This is a genomic window from Micromonospora sp. BQ32, assembly GCF_059358895.1.
The window spans coordinates 39,658-57,201 of the sequence record NZ_JCADBI010000011.1; the positions used below are offsets into that span (position 1 = coordinate 39,658).

The 17,544-nt window shown below is 70.6% G+C and carries 15 protein-coding genes, 1 pseudogene and 1 riboswitch; of the genes and pseudogenes, 11 read left to right on the plus strand and 5 right to left on the minus strand.

The features are described 5' to 3' along the window. Positions 1–35: 35 nt before the first annotated feature. Positions 36–431, minus strand: a complete 396-nt coding sequence (locus AC5L30_RS20870; RefSeq protein ID WP_494869444.1) for a winged helix-turn-helix transcriptional regulator — start codon at positions 429–431, stop codon at positions 36–38. A 97-nt stretch (positions 432–528) separates the two neighbouring features. On the opposite strand from AC5L30_RS20870, the gene AC5L30_RS20875 reads away from it, so the two are divergent. Continuing rightward, positions 529–1,386, plus strand: coding sequence for an SDR family oxidoreductase (locus AC5L30_RS20875; RefSeq protein WP_494869244.1), 858 nt, complete (start codon positions 529–531; stop codon positions 1,384–1,386). A gap of 189 nt (positions 1,387–1,575) precedes the next feature. Here the strand turns inward: AC5L30_RS20875 and AC5L30_RS20880 are convergent, their stop codons facing one another. Further along, positions 1,576–2,265 (minus strand): TetR/AcrR family transcriptional regulator, encoded by a 690-nt coding sequence (locus AC5L30_RS20880; protein ID WP_494869246.1) that lies wholly within the window; start codon positions 2,263–2,265, stop codon positions 1,576–1,578. A 64-nt stretch (positions 2,266–2,329) separates the two neighbouring features. On the opposite strand from AC5L30_RS20880, the gene AC5L30_RS20885 reads away from it, so the two are divergent. The 6 genes from AC5L30_RS20885 to AC5L30_RS20910 all read left to right on the plus strand — a co-directional run bounded on the left by AC5L30_RS20885 (position 2,330) and on the right by AC5L30_RS20910 (position 7,920). Beyond that, positions 2,330–3,166 (plus strand): alpha/beta fold hydrolase, encoded by an 837-nt coding sequence (locus AC5L30_RS20885; RefSeq protein ID WP_494869248.1) that lies wholly within the window; start codon positions 2,330–2,332, stop codon positions 3,164–3,166. A gap of 130 nt (positions 3,167–3,296) precedes the next feature. Next, positions 3,297–4,316, plus strand: coding sequence for an ion transporter (locus AC5L30_RS20890; RefSeq protein WP_494869249.1), 1,020 nt, complete (start codon positions 3,297–3,299; stop codon positions 4,314–4,316). 4 nt (positions 4,317–4,320) lie between these two features. Beyond that, a complete protein-coding gene (locus AC5L30_RS20895; RefSeq protein WP_494869251.1) occupies positions 4,321–5,490 on the plus strand; it encodes an acyl-CoA dehydrogenase family protein in 1,170 nt (389 codons plus the stop codon). Beyond that, positions 5,490–6,335: a phosphate/phosphite/phosphonate ABC transporter substrate-binding protein gene (locus tag AC5L30_RS20900; protein WP_494869253.1), complete on the plus strand. Its 846-nt coding sequence runs from the start codon at positions 5,490–5,492 to the stop codon at positions 6,333–6,335. The genes AC5L30_RS20895 and AC5L30_RS20900 overlap by 1 nt, the downstream gene beginning before the upstream one ends. Next, positions 6,332–7,543 (plus strand): ferritin-like domain-containing protein, encoded by a 1,212-nt coding sequence (locus AC5L30_RS20905; protein ID WP_494869255.1) that lies wholly within the window; start codon positions 6,332–6,334, stop codon positions 7,541–7,543. Before AC5L30_RS20900 ends, AC5L30_RS20905 begins: the two co-directional genes overlap by 4 nt. Before the next feature lie 23 nt (positions 7,544–7,566). After that, complete coding sequence (locus AC5L30_RS20910; RefSeq protein ID WP_494869256.1) at positions 7,567–7,920, plus strand: TraR/DksA family transcriptional regulator; 354 nt, start codon at positions 7,567–7,569, stop codon at positions 7,918–7,920. A 286-nt stretch (positions 7,921–8,206) separates the two neighbouring features. Here the strand turns inward: AC5L30_RS20910 and AC5L30_RS20915 are convergent, their stop codons facing one another. Together AC5L30_RS20915 and AC5L30_RS20920 are read right to left on the minus strand one after the other, a co-directional pair. Beyond that, complete coding sequence (locus AC5L30_RS20915; RefSeq protein WP_355493658.1) at positions 8,207–9,202, minus strand: ribonucleotide-diphosphate reductase subunit beta; 996 nt, start codon at positions 9,200–9,202, stop codon at positions 8,207–8,209. A gap of 50 nt (positions 9,203–9,252) precedes the next feature. Further along, positions 9,253–11,571, minus strand: a complete 2,319-nt coding sequence (locus AC5L30_RS20920; RefSeq protein ID WP_494869446.1) for a ribonucleoside-diphosphate reductase subunit alpha — start codon at positions 11,569–11,571, stop codon at positions 9,253–9,255. A gap of 192 nt (positions 11,572–11,763) precedes the next feature. Continuing rightward, positions 11,764–11,980, minus strand: a riboswitch (cobalamin riboswitch). 431 nt (positions 11,981–12,411) lie between these two features. Here AC5L30_RS20920 and AC5L30_RS20925 point away from each other — a divergent pair. From AC5L30_RS20925 to AC5L30_RS20940, 4 genes and pseudogenes are all read left to right on the plus strand, one after another. Further along, positions 12,412–13,809: an enolase C-terminal domain-like protein gene (locus AC5L30_RS20925; RefSeq protein ID WP_494869258.1), complete on the plus strand. Its 1,398-nt coding sequence runs from the start codon at positions 12,412–12,414 to the stop codon at positions 13,807–13,809. A 62-nt stretch (positions 13,810–13,871) separates the two neighbouring features. Further along, positions 13,872–14,445 (plus strand): annotated as a pseudogene (locus AC5L30_RS20930) (IS607 family transposase). Next, complete coding sequence (tnpB, locus tag AC5L30_RS20935; RefSeq protein WP_494869260.1) at positions 14,442–15,812, plus strand: IS607 family element RNA-guided endonuclease TnpB; 1,371 nt, start codon at positions 14,442–14,444, stop codon at positions 15,810–15,812. Before AC5L30_RS20930 ends, tnpB begins: the two are co-directional and overlap by 4 nt. Positions 15,813–15,835: 23 nt before the next feature. Then, a complete protein-coding gene (locus AC5L30_RS20940) occupies positions 15,836–16,558 on the plus strand; it encodes a FadR/GntR family transcriptional regulator (protein ID WP_494869262.1) in 723 nt (240 codons plus the stop codon). Positions 16,559–16,568: 10 nt separating this feature from the next. Here AC5L30_RS20940 and AC5L30_RS20945 read toward each other — a convergent pair whose 3' ends face one another. Continuing rightward, positions 16,569–17,543, minus strand: a complete 975-nt coding sequence (locus tag AC5L30_RS20945) for an aldo/keto reductase (RefSeq protein WP_494869263.1) — start codon at positions 17,541–17,543, stop codon at positions 16,569–16,571. Position 17,544: the final 1 nt, after the last annotated feature.

Consider the following 17,544-nt stretch of genomic DNA (forward strand, 5'->3'; position numbering starts at 1 on the left):
CGCGGCGTCGACCGGCGCTCGTCGGGCGTCCCGAGCTAGGCCCGGTCACGTTCGTGGCTGTCGCGGGCGGTCTGCACCTCCGGCACCGACGCCTCCAGCAGATCGGCGAGGCCCCGCAGTTGCTCGGCGACCCGGGCGCCGAGCGGGGTCAGCGAGTATTCGACCCGCGGTGGGATCGCGGTGAGCACCTCACGGGTGAGCATTCCGTCGCGTTCGAGGGTCTGCAGGGTCTGCGAGAGCATCCGCTCGCTGACCCCGTCGATGCGGCGCCGCAGCGCGTTGAACCGGTAGCGGCCCTCGCCGAGCGCCAACAGGGCCAGCGAGGCCCACTTCGAGGTGACGTCCTCGAAGGCGGCACGGGAGGTGCAATCCCGCGCGAAGACATCGCTGACGAATTCCTGGGTAGGCCCCGCCGGGTCCTGGGCCGGCATGTCGCTCACCTCACCAGCCTATCTCATACCCACCTTTGGTTAGTGCTATAGATTCGTAAGTGCTTACTGCTTTGTCACTACCCCTCCGGAGGTTCCCATGCCCACCTACGCCGTCACCGGCGCCACCGGCCGACTGGGCCGTCTGGTGATCGAGCAACTGCTCGACAGCGGCGTACCCGCCGCCGAGATCGCCGCCATCGTCCGCAGCCCGGAGAAGGCCGCCGACCTGGCCGCGCGCGGGGTCGAGATCCGCAAGGCCAACTACGACGACCCGTCGACGCTGCCCGGCGCCGTGGCCGGCGTACACCGCCTGCTGCTCATCTCCGGCGACACTCCCGGTCAGCGCGTCGCGCAGCACACCGCGGTCATCGACGCCGCCAAGCTCGCCGGCGTCGAGCGTCTCGTTTACACCAGCATCCTGAAAGCCGACACCACCGCGAACCCGCTCGCCCCGGAGCACAAGGCCACCGAGGAGGTTCTCGCCGCGTCCGGCCTGACCCACACCGTGCTGCGCAACAGCTGGTACACCGAGAACTACACCGATCAGCTGCCGCAGTACCTGGGGTCCGGCACGATCCTCGGCGCGACCGGCGGCAGCAAGATCTCCGCCGCGACCCGGGCCGACTACGCGGGAGCGGCCGTGGCGGCGCTCACCCGCGAGGAGGACGGCAACGCCGTCTACGAATTGGGCGGCACCGCGTTCACCTTCGACGAGCTGGCCGAGGCCGTCACCGAGGTGACCGGCACCACCGTCGTCCACCAGGACATGTCCGCCGCCGAGCTGGCCTCGGCCCTGGAGAACGTCGGCCTGGACGCGGGCACCGCCGGTTTCGTCGCCGCGCTCGACCACTCGATCGCCAACGGCGAGCTGGCTACCGACAGCGATGACCTCAGCCGGCTGCTCGGCCGGCCGAGCACCCCGCTGCGCGACGCCATCCGGGCCGCGCGGGCCTGACCGGGGTCATCGCCGAAGCGGGCGACGGACCCAGGCCGCCGTCGCCCACCACGCGGCGCAGCGACCTGCACGCCCAGGCTGGCCGCCGTCACCTGTTACCGCCGATACCTCACCACCACGGGTTGAACCCAGACCAGCGGGCGTCGTGGTGACGCGAGAACGGCAGACACCACCTGTCCGCCGAGGCGGTCAGCCCGCCTCGGTCGGCTCCGCGAGCAGCAGGCCGGTCAGCAGACTGCGCAGGGTCCGCTCGACGAGGTCCGCCCGGGGCGCCGGTCCGGCGGGCTGACTGAACGCCGCGATCAGGTGCGGGTACGCCGCGAGGTCCACCCCGGCGAAGCTGAACGCCCCGGCGGCGGACTCGCGACGGGCGAAGAGGCTCACCACGCCGGTCATCATCGCGATGGCCTCGAACTTGGCGGCCACGGGGCAGCGCACGGATTCCAGGACCCGCAGGCAGTTGTCGAACCAGGCCAGGCTCTCCGGGCCGATGCCGGAGGGCCGGTGAATCACGTCGAGCAGCCACGGGTGGGCGCCGAACAGCGCCAACTGGCGCCGCCCCAGCAGCACCATCGTCTCCAACCAGTCGCCCTCCACCTGTGGGTACGGGCGCAGCTCCCCCACGGCCCGGTCGGTCATCAGGTCCAGCAGGTCGTCGCGGGACGACAGGTAGCGGTAGAGGGATCCGGCACCGGTGCCGAGCGCGGCGGCGACGGCGCGCATCGACACCGCGACCAGCCCTTCGGTGTCGGCCAGAGCGATGGCAGCCACGACGATGCTGTCCCGACTGTGCGCCGGAGCGGGCCCGCGGCTGCCGCGTTCGGGTCTGCTCCAGATCGACTGCCGGTCGGGGCCGCCGCTCGCGGGTGTGTCGCTCACTGATCTACTGTAAACTGCAAACGTCGTTCGCAGTTGATGTCAGCGCCGAAGGGATGGGCCGAACATGGAACGGGTCAGGGCACGGGACGGCGCGACCATCGCGTTGCATTCGACGGGCGCGGGCCCAGGGATCGTGGTGGTGCACGGCGGTGGCGTGACCATCGACATCTACCGGCGGCTGGCCACGGCGCTCGCCGATCGGTTCACCGTGCACCTGTACAACCGACGGGGGCGGGCCGACGCACCACCGAGGTCGATGCCCTACACGCTGGACCAGGAGGTCGACGACCTCGCCGCGGTGCTGGAGCACACCGGCGCCGGCAACGTCATCGGCCACAGCGCCGGAGGTCTCATGGCGCTCGAAGCCGCGCTCCGACTGCCGATCGACCGGCTCGCCCTCTACGACGCCGCAGTCTCGATCAACGGCAGCTTTCCGTTGAGCTGGCTGGCGGCAGCCCAGGCGGCAGCACAGACCGGTGACACCGCTCGGGCCCTCGCCATCACGACCGGGGGAATCAATTCACACCTGGCAGCGGGGAGGCTCCCGCTCGGCGTCCGGATCGCGATCATCCGCGCGTTCATGCGTACGCCGATCGGCCGGACGATGGGCGAGCTACTACCGATGACGTTGGACGAGACGGCCCTGACCCTGGCGCACGACGGCCCGGCCACCCGGTGGGCCGCGGTGAGCGCCGAGGTACTGCTGGCCTGCGGCGCCGACGGCCCGCCGTACTACGTCGAGCAGAACGCGGCACTGGCCCGCGCCCTGCCGCGCGCCCGGACGCTGACGATTCCGCGCAGTGGCCACGACGCCGTCAACCGGGCGCACCCGAGAGTCGTCGGCCCGCTCGCCGACTTCTTCGCGACGCCGGCGGCACCGGAGCGGGCGAGTCGGCCCTGAACAGTCGCGGTCGCCCAGCGTCATTGATCTTGGCTAGGCTGATGGGTATGCCCGCACACCTTCCGCACCGCCACGATGACGGCCGGAGGTGGGCCTCCGCGGCGGCGCGCCTGATCGAGCCGGCCGACTGGTGAGTGGCGCACCCGTGCCCGCCCCTCGGGGCGAGCCGGCCACTGCACCGCGGCACCGCTCGGGGTGGGCCGACCGTTGCGACCGGCTCGCCCGGTCCCGCCCGTTCGAGATCGCCATCGTCGTGGTCATCCTCGCCAACGGCATCGTTCTCGGCTTGGAGACGTACGACGACCTGAGCCCGGCGGGCACCGCGCTGCACGGGCTGGAGCTGTTCTTCCGGGCCGTCTTCGTCGTCGAGATCGCCGTCCGGTTGGCCGCCTACGGCAGGCGCCCACAGGACTTCTTCCGGCACGGCTGGAACGTCTTCGACTTCGTGGTGATCGCGGCGATCTTCATCCCGGGCCTGCACGGCGACCCGGCGCTGCTGCGGGTCGTGCGGGTCGCCCGCATGGTCCGCCTGGTGCGGTTCTCACCGGGTCTGCGGACCATCGTCTCCGCCCTGTGGCGCAGCCTGCCCGGCGTCACCGGGTTCCTCGCCCTGGCCGTGGTGACGCTCTACGTGTACGGGATGGCCGGCTGGCTGATCTTCGGCAACAGGTACCCGGAGGAGTACGGCGACATCGGTCGGTCGCTGCTGACGTTGTTCGTGCTGTTGTCGCTGGAGACGCTGCCGGACCTCATCGAGCAGGGCATGGTCATCTCACCATGGACGCTGCTCTACTACGTCAGCTATGTGGTCATCACCGTCAACCTGCTGCTCAACATCCTCATCGCGGTCATCGTGAACTCCATGGAGGAGGCTCGCCGGTTGGAGATGACCGAGCGGCTGGCTCCCGGGTACGACGAGGACGGCGACGGCGTACCGGACGAGGTGGACCGGATCGCGCTCACCCAACGACTGGACGACCTGCGCGCGGTCATCACCGAACTGGAACGGGAACTTCGCATCGACCGGGACGACGGGCACGGCCGATCTCACCGGGACAACGCCCGCGCCAGACGGCAATCCGGCGCTCGCGCTGCGTCTTCCGATTCGGATAGTGTCGGCGGCGGTCCCATCGGCCTCCCGAAGGGGTAACGGCGTGACGATCAGTGTCGACAATGCCCACACCGCCACCGATCCCACGGACTCGCTCGGCACGGTGATCCACGACGTGATCCGCCCGCAGGCACCGATCGTCGACCGGGATGGGGCCTTCCCTCGTACGGGTGTCGACGCTCTCGCCGCGGCCGGCCTGCTCGGCCTGGCCTCCTCGACCGAGGTCGGTGGCGGCGGCCACGGCATGCGGGCGGTCGCCGAGGTCATCGAGCGGCTGGCCGCCGAGTGCGGGTCCACCGCGATGGTGGTGCTCATGCACTACGCGGCGACCGCCGTCATCGAGGCACACGGCCCGCGCGACGTCCGCGAGGCGATCCCCACCGGCGATCACCTCACCACGTTGGCGTTCTCCGAGTACGGCTCGCGCAGCCACTTCTGGTCGCCGACCGGCACCGCGACAGCCGCCGACGACGACACGGTCCGCCTCGACGCCCGTAAGAGCTGGGTCACTTCGGCCGGTGAGGCCAACAGCTACGTCTGGTCGAGCCTTCCGTTGACCCGCGATGCCGGCCCGATGACGCTGTGGCTGGTGCCGGCCGACAGCGCCGGTCTGAGCGTGACCGGCGACTTCGACGGCCTGGGCCTGCGCGGCAACGGCTCTCGCCCGATGACCGCCGACGCGCTCCGGGTTCCGTCGGCGGCGAGGATGGCGGCCGACGGGGCCGGGCTCGACACCGCGCTCGGCGCGGTACTGCCCTGGTTCCTGGTGCTCAACGCCGCCTTCTGCCTCGGTCTCGCCGACAGCGCGGTGGCAGAGGCCAGCCGGCATCTCACCAGGACCACGCTCGCGCACACCGGTGCCGCCCTGCGCGACGCGCCCGTCACCCGACGCGACCTCGCCCGACTGATGATCCGCACCGGCGCGCTGCGCGCCTTCCTGGGCGACACACTCACCGCGCTGGAGTCCGGCCGCGACGACGCCATGCTGCGGGTGCTCCAGGTCAAGGCGCTCGCCGGCGAGACCGTCGCCGACGTGACCGACGGCGCGATGCAACTCTGCGGCGGCAGCGCCTTCCGCAAGGAGTTGGGCCTTGAGCGCCGTTTCCGGGACGCCCGCGCGGCCCGGGTGATGGCGCCGACCACCGACGCGCTGCACGATTTCGTCGGTCGGATCGCCACCGGGCTGCCGCTGCTCGACGAGGCCAACCGCTGATGCCGGCGCCAACCGTTCTGATGGGCGCGGTCGCGTACGACCCGAAGGTCGTGACCATCTGGGAGGGGTTCCGCGCCTGGCTGCGCGGGCAGGGCCTGGACTTCGACTTCGTCCTCTACTCGCACTACGAGCGACAGGTCGAGGACCTCGTCGCCGGGCGGATCGACGCGGCCTGGAACTCTCCCCTGGCCTGGCTGCGAGCCGAGCGACTGGCGGCCGCCACCGGCACGGCCGTCCGCGCCCTCACCATGCGCGACACCGACCAGGACCTCACCTCGATCGTGGTGGTTCGCGCGGACTCGCCGGTGCGCCAGCTCGCGGACCTCGCCAGACGGGTGGTCGCCGTCGGGGCCATCGACAGTCCACAGGCGACGCTGATTCCGCTGGGCCACCTCGCGGCGGCCGGAGTCACGGTCGACGTCCGCCGCTTCGACGTGGGTGTCGGCCTGCACGGCGACCACATCGGCGGCGAGCGGGACGCGGCCCGCGCCCTGATGGCCGGGGAGGTCGACGCCGCCTGCATGATCGACGCCAACCATCTGGCGTTCGTCCAGGAGGGCACGTTACCGTCCGAGGGCACCCGGATCGTGGCGCAGACCGCACGCTACGACCACTGCAACATGACGGTCCGCGCGCCGGAGTCCGACGGTGTTCGGCTCTTCGGCACCCTGCTGCTCGGCATGTCGTACGCCGATCCGCAGGTGCGTCCGCTGCTCGACCTGGAAGGGCTGACGGCCTGGCGGGAGGGCCGCACCACCGGGTATGGCGCTCTCGCCGGCGCGGTCGACGCCAACGGCTTCTACTCCCCCGACGGGCGGGTGACGGCCCCGGACTACCGGCCGTGAACACGGCACCGGTCGCCGAGGTCGACCTGGGGGATCTGGGCTTCGGCCGGGGCGCGCACCTGCTCGTGCAGCGCGCCCTGTCCGGGCTGCCGCCCGGCGGCCGGCTGGCGGTCTCCGGCCGCGACCCGGCGCTGCGCGTACACCTGCCCGCCTGGTGTCGTGGCCGGGGCCATCGGGTCGAATGGCCGGGTCGGGGCGACCGGAGCGAGCTGGTGGCGGTGGTGGTCCGGGGTTCGGCGGATGACGACCGCTGGTTCGGCGCGGAGCGGGCCGGGCCGGCTCTGCCGTCGGCGCTCAGCAGCCGTCCACCGGCGCGGTGGGGGCTCGGCGCCCGGGGCGCGCTCCTCGAAGCCGGCGGTCCCGAGGCCCGGTTCGACCTGGACGACCGCGACCTGGTGTGGGCCGACATCGCCCCCCACCTGTACGCGCAGGCCGCCGCGCGACAGTGGGACCCGCAGACCGCGGTGCCGTGGGACGAGCCGTTCGCGCTGCCTGCCGACGTCGAGGCCGCGGTGGTGCAGGTGATGACCTACCTGGTCGAGAACGAGCAGGCCGCCCTCGTCGTGCCGGCCCGGTTCGTGGGGCGCATCCATCCGCACTTTCGGGAGGTGGTGCAGCTGCTCGCCGTGCAGATGGCCGACGAGGCCCGGCACATGGAGGTCTTCAGCCGGCGGGCGCTGCTGCGCGGCGCCGAGATGGGCACGTCGTCCGCTGGCGGCCGGCAGTCGCTGTTCACGCTCGTCGCGGAGTCGGACTTCGCGTTGGCGTCTTTCCTGCTCTCCGTGCTCGGCGAGGGCAGCTTCGTCGATCTGCTCTCGTTCCTGCACGAGAACGCCCCGGACCCGGTGACCCGCCGGATCTGTTGGCTCGCCCGGCAGGACGAGCGTCGGCACGTGGTGTTCGGCATGGCGCACCTGGAGCATCAGGCGCAGCTGGATCCCCTGCTGCGGGACCGGCTGCGGGCGGCGATCCACCGCCGCCACGACGCGCTGGTCGACACCGCAGGGCTCAACGCGGACGTCTTCGACGCGCTGGTGCTGCTCGCGGCGGGTGGTTGGCATCCGGACGACGTGTCCGCCGGCTTCGACCGGGTGCAGGCGCTGCAACACGCGATGGATCAGGGCCGTCAGCGCCGACTCGTCCGCCTGGGCTTCCGGCCCGACGAGGCGGCGGCGCTCTCCGCCCTGCACACCCGCAACTTCATGTAGGCAAGCAGTACGGTGGAACGGCCATGAACAGGGATTCCAGCGCGGTCCGCGAGTCACTGCTGCGGTTGCGCGAGCAGACCGAGGCTCAGGTCACCGCCCTGGAGGGCGACCTGCGGGGCCTCTTCGAGGCGTCCCGGTCGTCCAACGCCGACGACGAACACGACCCCGAGGGCAGCACGATCGCCTTCGAACGCGCACAGCTCACCGCCGTCCTGGACGCCACCCGCCGACGCCTGGCCGAGCTGGACGTCGCGCTGCGACGGGTCGACGACGGCAGCTACGGCGTGTGCGAACGGTGCTCCCGTCCGATTCCCGCGGAGCGGCTCGTCGCCCGCCCGTCCGCGCGTACGTGTGTCGCCTGCGCCAGCCGACGGTGACGGTGCCTGCGGGCCGAGGCGGTGGTCCGCCCCACCGCGCCCCCGCGCGAGGGGAGTCTCACGTCGGGGGACCGTCCGACCACGGGGGCTGCCCGGCATCTCGCGCTCCGATAAGCGGTATACCTCTGAGTCATATGTATGACTCAGAGGTATACCGCTTATCGCAGTGATGCCTCCGGGAGCACCGCCCGCGCCCGCGGCGGAGCGGGCAGCGGGCAGCGAGGTCGGCGGCATCGGGCTGCCGGGTAGCCGCCGGGCGACGCCAGGCCCCGAGACCGGTCGCCGCCTAGAAGTCGTCGTCGAAGGCCACGGTGCCGGTCACCCCGACCTGGTACGCCGACACCCGCCGCTCGAAGAAGTTGGACAGCTCCTGCACGTCCTGCAACTCCATGAAACCGAACGGGTTGCTCGACCCGTAGTGCGGCGCGATGCCGAGCTGGGCCAGGCGGCGGTCGGCGACGTGCTGGAGATACTCCCGCATGTCGGCCAACGTCAGACCGGGCACACCGTGGCCCACCAGGTCCTCGGCGAACTGCACCTCACACTCGACCGCCTCGGTGAGCATCCGGCGAACCTGGTCGGCGAGGTCGTCGTCAAACAGGTCCGGCTCCTCGGCCCGGACGGTGTCGACGACGTCGAACGCGAACGCCATGTGCATGGACTCGTCGCGGAACACCCAGTTGGTGCCCGAGGCGAGGCCGTGCAGCAGGCCGCGGGAGCGCAGGAAGTAGACGTACGCGAACGCCCCGTAGAAGAACAAGCCCTCGATGCAGGCGGCGAAGCAGATCAGGTTGAGCAGAAACGTCCGCCGGTCCTCACGGGACCGCAGCTCCCGCAGGTCGTTGAGGGAGTCGATCCAGCGGAAGCAGAACTCGGCCTTACGGCGGATCGAGGGGATGTTCTCGATGGCCGCGAAGGCCTCGAAGCGCTCGGTCTCGTCGGGCACGTACGTGTCGAGCAGGTTGAGGTAGAACTGGACGTGCACGGCCTCCTCGAACAGCTGCCGGGACAGGTAGAGGCGACCCTCGGGGCTGTTGACGTGCTGGTAGAGGTTGAGCACCAGGTTGTTCGCGACGATCGTGTCGCCGGTGGCGAAGAACGCCACCAGGCGACTGACCAGGTGCCGCTCGGCCGGTGACAGCTTGTCCAGGTCGGCGAGGTCGGCGTGCAGGTCGACCTCCTCGACCGTCCAGGTGTTGCGGATGGCGTCGCGGAACCGGTCGAAGAAGTGCGGGTAGCGCATCGGGCGGAGCGTGAGGTCCATCCCGGGGTCGAGCAGCATGTGCGTGGTCCTCGCGTCGGTGGTGCTGGCGTCGGTGGTGGCGTCGGCGGTCACTGGCAGGCCTCGCACGACTCGGGGTTCTCCAGCGAGCAGGCCAGCGCGTCCGCGTCGACGACGACGGGTGCGACAGCGCTGACGGTGGCCTGCTGGATCCGCGTGGCCGGGCGCGAACGCAGGTAGTAGGTGGTCTTCAGCCCGGCCTTCCAGGCGTACAGGTACATCGAGGAGAGCTTGCCGATGGTCGGTGCGGCCAGGAACAGGTTCAGCGACTGGGACTGGTCGATGAACGGGGCGCGGGCGGCGGCCAGGTCGATCAGCGCCCGCTGCGGCAGCTCCCAGGCGGTCCGGAACAGCTCCCGTACGCCGGCCGGCAGCTCGGCGATGTCCTGCACCGACCCCTCCGCCCGCTTGATCGCCGACCGGATCCGCTCGGTCCACAGGCCGCGGGCCTTCAGCTCGCGTACCAGCGCGGTGTTGACCTGGAGGAACTCCCCCGACAGGGTCTCGCGCTTGAACAGGTTGGACACCTGCGGCTCGATGCACTCGTAACACCCGGCGATCGAGGCGATGGTCGCGGTCGGCGCGACCGCCACCAGCAAGGAGTTGCGCAGCCCGTACGCCTCGACCCGCTCGCGCAGCGCGTCCCACCGTGCGGTCTGCGTACCCTCGACGCCCCACAGGTCGGGCTGGAGCTGGCCCCGCGCGGCCCGGGTCTGCGGGTACGCCGGATGCGCGCCGAAGTCGCGCGCCAGGTCGGCGGAGGTCTCCAGCGCAGTCAGGTACAGCTCCTCGCTGATCCGGGTGGACAGCTCCCGGGCAGCCGGCGAGTCGAACGGCAGCCGCAGCGCGAAGAAGACGTCCTGTAGGCCCATCAGCCCGAGCCCGACCGGCCGCCAGCGGGGGTTGCTCGCCGCCGCCTGCGCGGTCGGGTAGTAGTTGATGTCGATGACCCGGTCGAGGAAGGTCACCGCGGTCCGCACCGTGGCGCGCAGCCGCTCCCAGTCGATGCCGCCGTCGGTGAGATGGGCGGCGAGGTTCACCGAGCCGAGGTTGCACACGGCGGTCTCGGCGTCGCTGGACACCTCGACGATCTCGGTGCAGAGGTTGGACAGGTGCACCACGTTGCCCGGCTCGGCGGTCTGGTTGCAGAGTCGGTTGGCGGCGTCCTTGAAGGTCATCCACCCGTTGCCGGTCTGGGCGAGGGTCCGCATCATCTTCCCGTACAGCTCCCGTGCCGGGACCTGCCGCACGTAGCGACCCTGCGCCTCGGCCTGCCGGTATGCGGCGTCGAACCGCTCCCCCCACAGGTCGGGCAGTTCGGGCACCTCGTGCGGGTCGAACAGCGACCACGGCTCGTCGGCCTCGACCCGGCGCATGAACTCGTCCGGGATCCAGTTGGCCAGGTTGAGGTTGTGAGTGCGCCGGGCGTCCTCGCCGGTGTTGTCCCGCAGTTGCAGGAACTCCTCGATGTCCGGGTGCCACGGTTCCAGGTAGACGCAGGCCGCGCCCTTGCGCCGGCCACCCTGGTTGACCGCGGCGACGCTCGCGTCGAGCGTGCGCAGCCACGGCACGATCCCGTTTGACTGCCCGTTCGTGCCCCGGATCAGCGCTCCCCGGGAGCGGACCCGGGAGTACGCGATGCCGATGCCACCGGCGAACTTGGACAGGTTGGCGACCTGGGCGTACCGCTGGTAGATCGAGTCCAGCTCGTCGAGCGGGGAGTCGACCAGGTAGCAGGAGGACATCTGGGTGTGCCGGGTCCCGGAGTTAAACAAGGTCGGTGAGCTGGGCAGGTAGGCCAGGCTCGACATCAGCCGGTAGAAGTCGACCGCCTCGTCCGCCGTCCGGGACAGGCCGCAGGCCACCCGCAGCAGCCAGTACTGCGGGGTCTCCAGCACCAGTCGGCTGGTGGGGTGGCGCAGCAGGTAGCGGTCGTACACCGTGCGCAGGCCGAAGTACTCGAACCTGCGGTCGCCGTTCACGTCGACGGCCTGGTCGAGCGTCGTGGCGTGCGCGGCGACGAACGCGGCGGTGTCGTCACCGATCAGGCCCTCGGCGTGGCCGACCCGGACCGCGGCGCTGAACGAGGTGATGCCCTGTCGACGCACCTCCTTGTCGACGTAGCCGGCCAGCAGCCGCGCGGCGAGGCGCGAGTACTGCGGCTCCTCACCGATCATCTCGGCCGCGGTCTGGATGGACAGCCGGTCCAGTTCGGCGGTGGTCGCGCCGTCGTAGAGGCCGCTGATGGTGCGGGTGGCCACCCGCATCGGGTCGACGTCGGTCAGGTCGTCGGCCCACCGCTCGACCGCTCGGACGATCTTGTTCACGTCCACGGGTTCGGTGCCGCCGTCGCGCTTGCGGACCTGCATCGGTGTGCGCCGCACTGTCGCGTCGCCGCTGGCCGGGACTACCTCGGTGACTGTCACCACTCGCTCCTCGGAGTTCGAGACCTCATGGCCCGGACGTGAGGAGACAGACACCGGCGGACGCCACGCCAGCCCGGCGTGGGTCAGGGGGCGTCAGCCGTCCCACGCGGCCTCGGACCGCCGCCCACCCGGGTGCGGGTACGCGGCGCGCTGGCAGGTCTTCGGACTCGCGGGCACGACCGGGCTCGCCGGTCTCCTACTGGCCGTCGCTTCCCAGGCCGGTTGGTGGCCCAGTGCTGATGACGGCGGTCGTTCCCACTCACCGCTGCGGGACAGTCCCGGATTTCCACCGGGTTCCCTGTTGCCTCGACCGCTCTGGATGAGCGGCCGAACCAGCTGCGCTCGACACCATATATAGGGACGGAGCCGTTGTCACACCCCACATGTCGGTCTCGGGCGTGTCGGCGGCCGCTCGGTGACCACCGTCACCAAAGTGTGGACCACGCCGCGCCGGCCGACGTCAGGCAACGGGGACCGGGCCCTCCGCACGGGTGTGGACAATCGACAAAGATTTGATGTATCGAGGCAATGACGCCGCACGTCGAGCCCATAAGCCGCCGTCAATGCCCTCCCGGCGCGGTTCAACATCCAACCTTCAGGGCCCACCTTCGCCACCGCCCGCGCCCGCCAACCGGCACGATGGGCGGCAAGGTGGATCGACGCGACGCGGTATACATCATATGTCTGCGGTCCAACGGTGATCGACATCGTTGACGTGCTGGAGCAGCCGTCCGTATACTCCCAGTGATCATCTGATCTTTAGCCTAGCCGGGCGAGGAGCGCATGCCGCAGATCACTGCCGTCACCGTCGAAGACGTCCGCTTCCCCACCTCCCTGACCGCTGACGGGTCAGACGCCATGAACAAGGACGGCGACTACTCGGCGGCCTACGTCATCCTGCACACCGACGGCGTCGACGGCGTCGGCGCGCCGCTCGCGGGGCACGGCCTCACCTTCACCATCGGCCGGGGCAACGACATCGTCGCGGCGGCGGCGGTCCACCAGGCACAGCGCCTCGTGGGCCTGGACGTGGCGACGATGGCAGCGGACATGGGCGCGGTCTACCGCCTGCTCACCTCCGACTCCCAGCTGCGCTGGCTCGGCCCCGAGAAGGGCGTCGTCCACCTGTCACTGGCGGCCGTGTTGAACGCGTCGTGGGACCTGGTCGCCCGGGTCGCCGACAAGCCGCTGTGGCGGCTGCTCGTCGACATGTCCCCCGAGCAGCTCGTCGACATCGCGGACCTGCGCTACCTGTCCGACGCGCTGACCCGGGACGAGGCGCTGGCCATCCTGCGGGCCAAGGAGGGCACGAAGGCCGCCCGCCTCGCCGAGCTCGACCGGACCGGCTACCCCGCCTACACCACCTCGGCGGGCTGGCTCGGCTACGGCGACGACAAGCTACGCCGGCTGTGTCAGGAGGCGGTGGACACCGGCTACGGCTACGTCAAGCTCAAGGTGGGCGCCAACCTCGACGACGACATCCGCCGATGCGCGATCGCGCGGGAGATCCTCGGGCCGGATCGCAACCTGATGATCGACGCCAACCAGGTGTGGGACGTCGGCCAGGCCATCGACTGGGTCACCGCCCTCGCCCAGTTCAGGCCACTGTGGATCGAGGAGCCGACCAGCCCCGACGACATCCTGGGCCACGCGGCCGTCCGCCGTGCCGTCGCCCCGATCGGCGTCGCCACCGGCGAGCACTGCCACAACCGGGTGATGTTCAAGCAGCTGTTCCAAGCCGAGGCCATCGACTTCTGCCAGCTGGACACCGGCAGGCTGGCCAGCATCAACGAGATCGTCGCCGTGCTGCTGCTCGCCGCGAAGTTCGACGTCCCGGTGTGCCCGCACGCCGGCGGCGTGGGGCTGTGCGAGATGGTCCAACACGTGTCGGTGCTCGACTACGTCGCGATCTCGGGAGATCTCACCGACCGGGTCACCGAGTTCGTCGACCACCTGCACGAGCACTTCACCGATCCGTGCATCATCCGCGACACCGGCTCGGGCAGCGGATACGTCCTGCCCAGCCAGCCCGGCTACTCCACCCGGATGCGTCCCGAGTCGGTCGCGCTCTACCGGTTCCCCGACGGCCACTACTGGGCGGCGACAGACCCGACTACCGTGTCATCTCCGGAGGCGGCGTACGTGATCGCGGGTGGGAAGGCCACCCCCGCCGGCCGCTAGGGGGCAGCAACTGCTGGCGCGCTGGCGATCAGGAGTGCTCAGAAGTTGTCTAAAGTGGCGGTGTGAACTTGAAGGAGTGGGCGGCGGCTACCGGTATCTCGCACGCGACCGCGCGGCGGGTACGAGTCGGGAACGCTGCCCGTTCCTTCCTACCGGCTCGGCCGGCTGATCATGGTCGGTGAGCCATTGACCGGCGCGGCGCCGTGCGCTGGGCAGGTTGTGGTGTACGACCAAGTGCCCTCGGCCGACCAGGAGCCGGACGTGGACCGGCAGGTCGCCCGGGTGACTTTGTGGGCTACCGGTCAGCGCTTTGCCGTCGATCGGGTGGTGACCGAGGTCGGCTCAGCGCTCAACGGGCACTGCGAACAGCTCCTCTTGTTGCGTGACCCGGCTGTGTCGGCCATCGCGGTCGAGCACCGGGACCGGTTCGCCCGATTCGGAATCGAGCACGTTGAGGCTGCGCTGTCCGCGCAGGGGCCCCAACTGCTGGTCATAGACTCGGCGGAGGTCAACGACGACCTTATGCGTGACGTGTCTGAGATCCTGACCTCGCTGTGTGCCCGCCTGTACGGCCGTCACGCCGCCGCAGGCCGTGTGCGCCGTGCGGTCGAGGCGGTCACCGGGGACCTGATATGAGGACGGTCCAGGCGTACCGGTTTGCCCTCGACCTGACCCCGGGGCAGGAACGCGCCGTGAGGGCGCACGTCGGGGCTGCGCGGGTGGCGCACAACTGGGCGCTCGCCCGGGTCAAGGCGGTCATGGGCCAGCGCGCGGCGGAGCGCTCCTATGGTGTGCCGGATGAGGTGCTGACGCCGTCTCTGCCGTGGTCGCTCGCCGGGCTGCGTAAGGCGTGGAATGCCGCGAAGGCTGATGCGGCGCCGTCGTGGGGTGAGGTGTCGAAAGAAGCGTTCAACACCGGCCTGGATGCTCTCGCCCGTGGCCTGAAGAATTGGGCTGACTCCCGCAGCGGCGGGCGGGCCGGGAGGCCGGTCGGTTTCCCCCGCTTCAAGTCCCGCCGCCGTGGCACACCGTCGGTGCGGTTCACCACCGGCGCGATCCGCGTCGAGCCCGACCGCCGGCACGTCGTGCTGCCGAGGCTGGGTCGGTTGAAGCTGCACGAATCCGCCCGCAAGCTCGCCCGCCGTGTCGAGTGCGGCACCGCACGGATCATGTCCGCGACCGTGCGCCGCGACGGCGGACGGTGGCATGTCTCGTTCACCGTCGAGGTGCAGCGGGCCGAACGGCAACCGGCCCGGCCCGCCTCGGTGGTGGGTGTAGATGTCGGAATCAAATACCTTGCGGTGTTGTCCACCGGAGAGCGGGTCGACAATCCGCGCCACCTCGTCGCGGCGCAGGCCCGACTGCGGGCTCTCGGTCGGGCGTCGTCGCGGAAGTCCGGCCCCGACCGGCGCACCGGCTGCCGCCCCTCGAACCGCTGGCGACGCGCCTCGGACCGGCTTGGTCGTGCCCATGCGCGAGTCGCGAACCTGCGCCGCGACGGGCTGCACAAGCTCACCACAAGGCTGGCGCGCGAACACGGCAGCATCGTTGTCGAAGACCTGAACGTCGCGGGCATGCTGCGTAACCGGCGGCTGGCCCGGCACATCGCTGATGCCGGGTTCGCCGAGATCCGCCGTCAGCTGGCATACAAGACCGGGTGGAACGGTGGCCGGTTGCTCGTGGCCGACCGCTGGTATCCGTCCTCGAAAACCTGCTCGGGTTGCGGTGCGGTGAAAGCCAAGCTCGCCCTGCACGAGCGTGGGTACGACTGTGCGGCGTGCGGCCTGGTCATCGACCGTGACCGCAACGCCGCACTCAATCTGGCCGCCCTGGCGGCTGAGCTGAACACCGCCGGGAGTGGCTCGGTGGCAGCACGTGGAGCCGACCAGAAGACCCGCGCACGAGGGCAGGTGGCTGTGAAGCGTGAACCCGGCACGGCATCCGCCGGCAAGACCGGGACCGTCTCCACCGCAAGGCGGGGCGACCAATCATGCGCTCACTAAAGCGCACCGAAAGGTAACGGATCATGTCTCGCACTGACGAAGTGGTCAACGGCATCAAGCGGATGATCCTCGAAGGGCAGTTCAGGCCCGGGGACCGACTGCCCATCGAGAAGGACCTCGCCGAGTCGCTCGGCGTCTCGCGGGGCTCGCTGCGCGAGGGGATGTCGGCCCTGTCGATCCTCGGCATCGTCAACATCCGCCAGGGCGACGGCACCTACGTCACCAACCTCGACGCGCCACAACTGCTGGCCCCGATGGGCTTCGTGGTGGACTTCCAGGGTCAGGGCGACCCACGGCACATCCACACCGTCCGGCGACTGCTGGAGTGCGAGGCGGCCCGGCTGGCGGCGACCAGGATCACCGACGAGGCCCTGGCCCAGGCGGGGGACCTGCTCGACGAGGCGGCCCGGATGATCGGCCGGTCACCGCAGGACCACGAGCGGATCATGGAAATCGACATCGCCTTCCACCGGATCATCGCGGTGCACGCCGAGAATCCGGTGCTCGTCGGCCTGATCGAAGCCTTCGCCGGGCGCACCATCCGCGGCCGGCTCTGGCGGAGTCTGCACGAGGAGGGCGCGGACCTGCGTACCCATGACGAACACGTGGCGATCCTGAAGGCCCTCGTGGCGCGCGACCCGGAGCGGGCCCGCACCCGGATGGCCAACCACCTGATCGGTGTGGAGGAGTCGTTGCAGGGGTTACCCGACGACGGTGACGCGAACGTCGAGACGACTCGGTCGTGACCGCCGGCCCCTACGACTGCACGTCGAGCAGCCCTTCGTCGTACAACGCCGCCCAGAGCTGATCCGGGACGTCGACGTCGGATCGGCGCAGGGTCTCGGTCACCTGGGCCTGGTCACGCATGCCGACCACGGTCGAGACCACGGCCGGGTGACGACGGACGAACGCCAACGCCGCCTGGGGCAGCGTGACGCCGTACGTCTGACAGACCCGCGCTATCCGGCGGGCCTGGTCGATCACCTCTGCCGGCGCCTGCCGGTAGTCGTAGACGGCGTCGGTCGCCGGCATGTCCCGGGACAGCAGCCCGGAGTTGTAGACCCCGGCGACCACCACCCCGACGTGGCGGGCCTGCGCGACGGGCAGCAGGTCGGTCAACGCGCCCTGCTCCAGCAGGGTGTACCTGCCGGCGCACATCACCACGTCCACATCGGTCTCGGCGACGAAGCGGGCCAGCATCGCGGACTGGTTCATCCCCGCACCGACGGCACCGATCACGCCCTGCTCCCGCAGCTCCACCAACGCCGGGATCGCCTCGTGCGCGGCCTGCTCCCAATGCCCGTCCGGGTCATGCAGGTACACCACGTCGATCCGATCCAGGCCGGTGCGCCGAAGGCTCGCCTCCAACGAACGGCGTACACCGTCGCGGCTGAAGTCCCAGACCCGGCGATGATCGGCGGGAACGTCGAACCCCTCCGGGTCCCGCCGGTGTGCCGTCTCCGGTGACGGCACGAGCAGCCGGCCGACCTTCGTCGACACCACGTACTCGCCGCGCGGGCGGGAGCGCAGGGCCGCGCCCAGACGCCGTTCGGACAGGCCCAGCCCGTAGTGCGGCGCCGTGTCGAAGTATCGGATGCCACCTGCCCACGCGGTGTCCACCGCGGCGGCGAACTGCTCATCCGACGTCGCCCGGTAGAGATTGCCGCCCTGGGAGGCGCCGAAGCCCAGTGGGCTCAGCCGCAGCGGCGACCCGACGCCGTTTCGGGTCACC

What these genes read in the sequence shown, in the direction of transcription:
- AC5L30_RS20910 (WP_494869256.1), top strand. Translation starts at nt 7,567, where the DNA reads ATGAACAGGGATTCCAGCGCGGTCCGCGAGTCACTGCTGCGGTTGCGC.
- AC5L30_RS20925 (WP_494869258.1), top strand. Translation starts at nt 12,412, where the DNA reads ATGCCGCAGATCACTGCCGTCACCGTCGAAGACGTCCGCTTCCCCACC.
- AC5L30_RS20920 (WP_494869446.1), bottom strand. Translation starts at nt 11,571, where the DNA reads ATGCAGGTCCGCAAGCGCGACGGCGGCACCGAACCCGTGGACGTGAAC.
- AC5L30_RS20940 (WP_494869262.1), top strand. Translation starts at nt 15,836, where the DNA reads ATGTCTCGCACTGACGAAGTGGTCAACGGCATCAAGCGGATGATCCTC.
- tnpB (WP_494869260.1), top strand. Translation starts at nt 14,442, where the DNA reads ATGAGGACGGTCCAGGCGTACCGGTTTGCCCTCGACCTGACCCCGGGG.
- AC5L30_RS20875 (WP_494869244.1), top strand. Translation starts at nt 529, where the DNA reads ATGCCCACCTACGCCGTCACCGGCGCCACCGGCCGACTGGGCCGTCTG.
- AC5L30_RS20915 (WP_355493658.1), bottom strand. Translation starts at nt 9,202, where the DNA reads ATGCTGCTCGACCCCGGGATGGACCTCACGCTCCGCCCGATGCGCTAC.
- AC5L30_RS20870 (WP_494869444.1), bottom strand. Translation starts at nt 431, where the DNA reads ATGCCGGCCCAGGACCCGGCGGGGCCTACCCAGGAATTCGTCAGCGAT.
- AC5L30_RS20885 (WP_494869248.1), top strand. Translation starts at nt 2,330, where the DNA reads ATGGAACGGGTCAGGGCACGGGACGGCGCGACCATCGCGTTGCATTCG.
- AC5L30_RS20900 (WP_494869253.1), top strand. Translation starts at nt 5,490, where the DNA reads ATGCCGGCGCCAACCGTTCTGATGGGCGCGGTCGCGTACGACCCGAAG.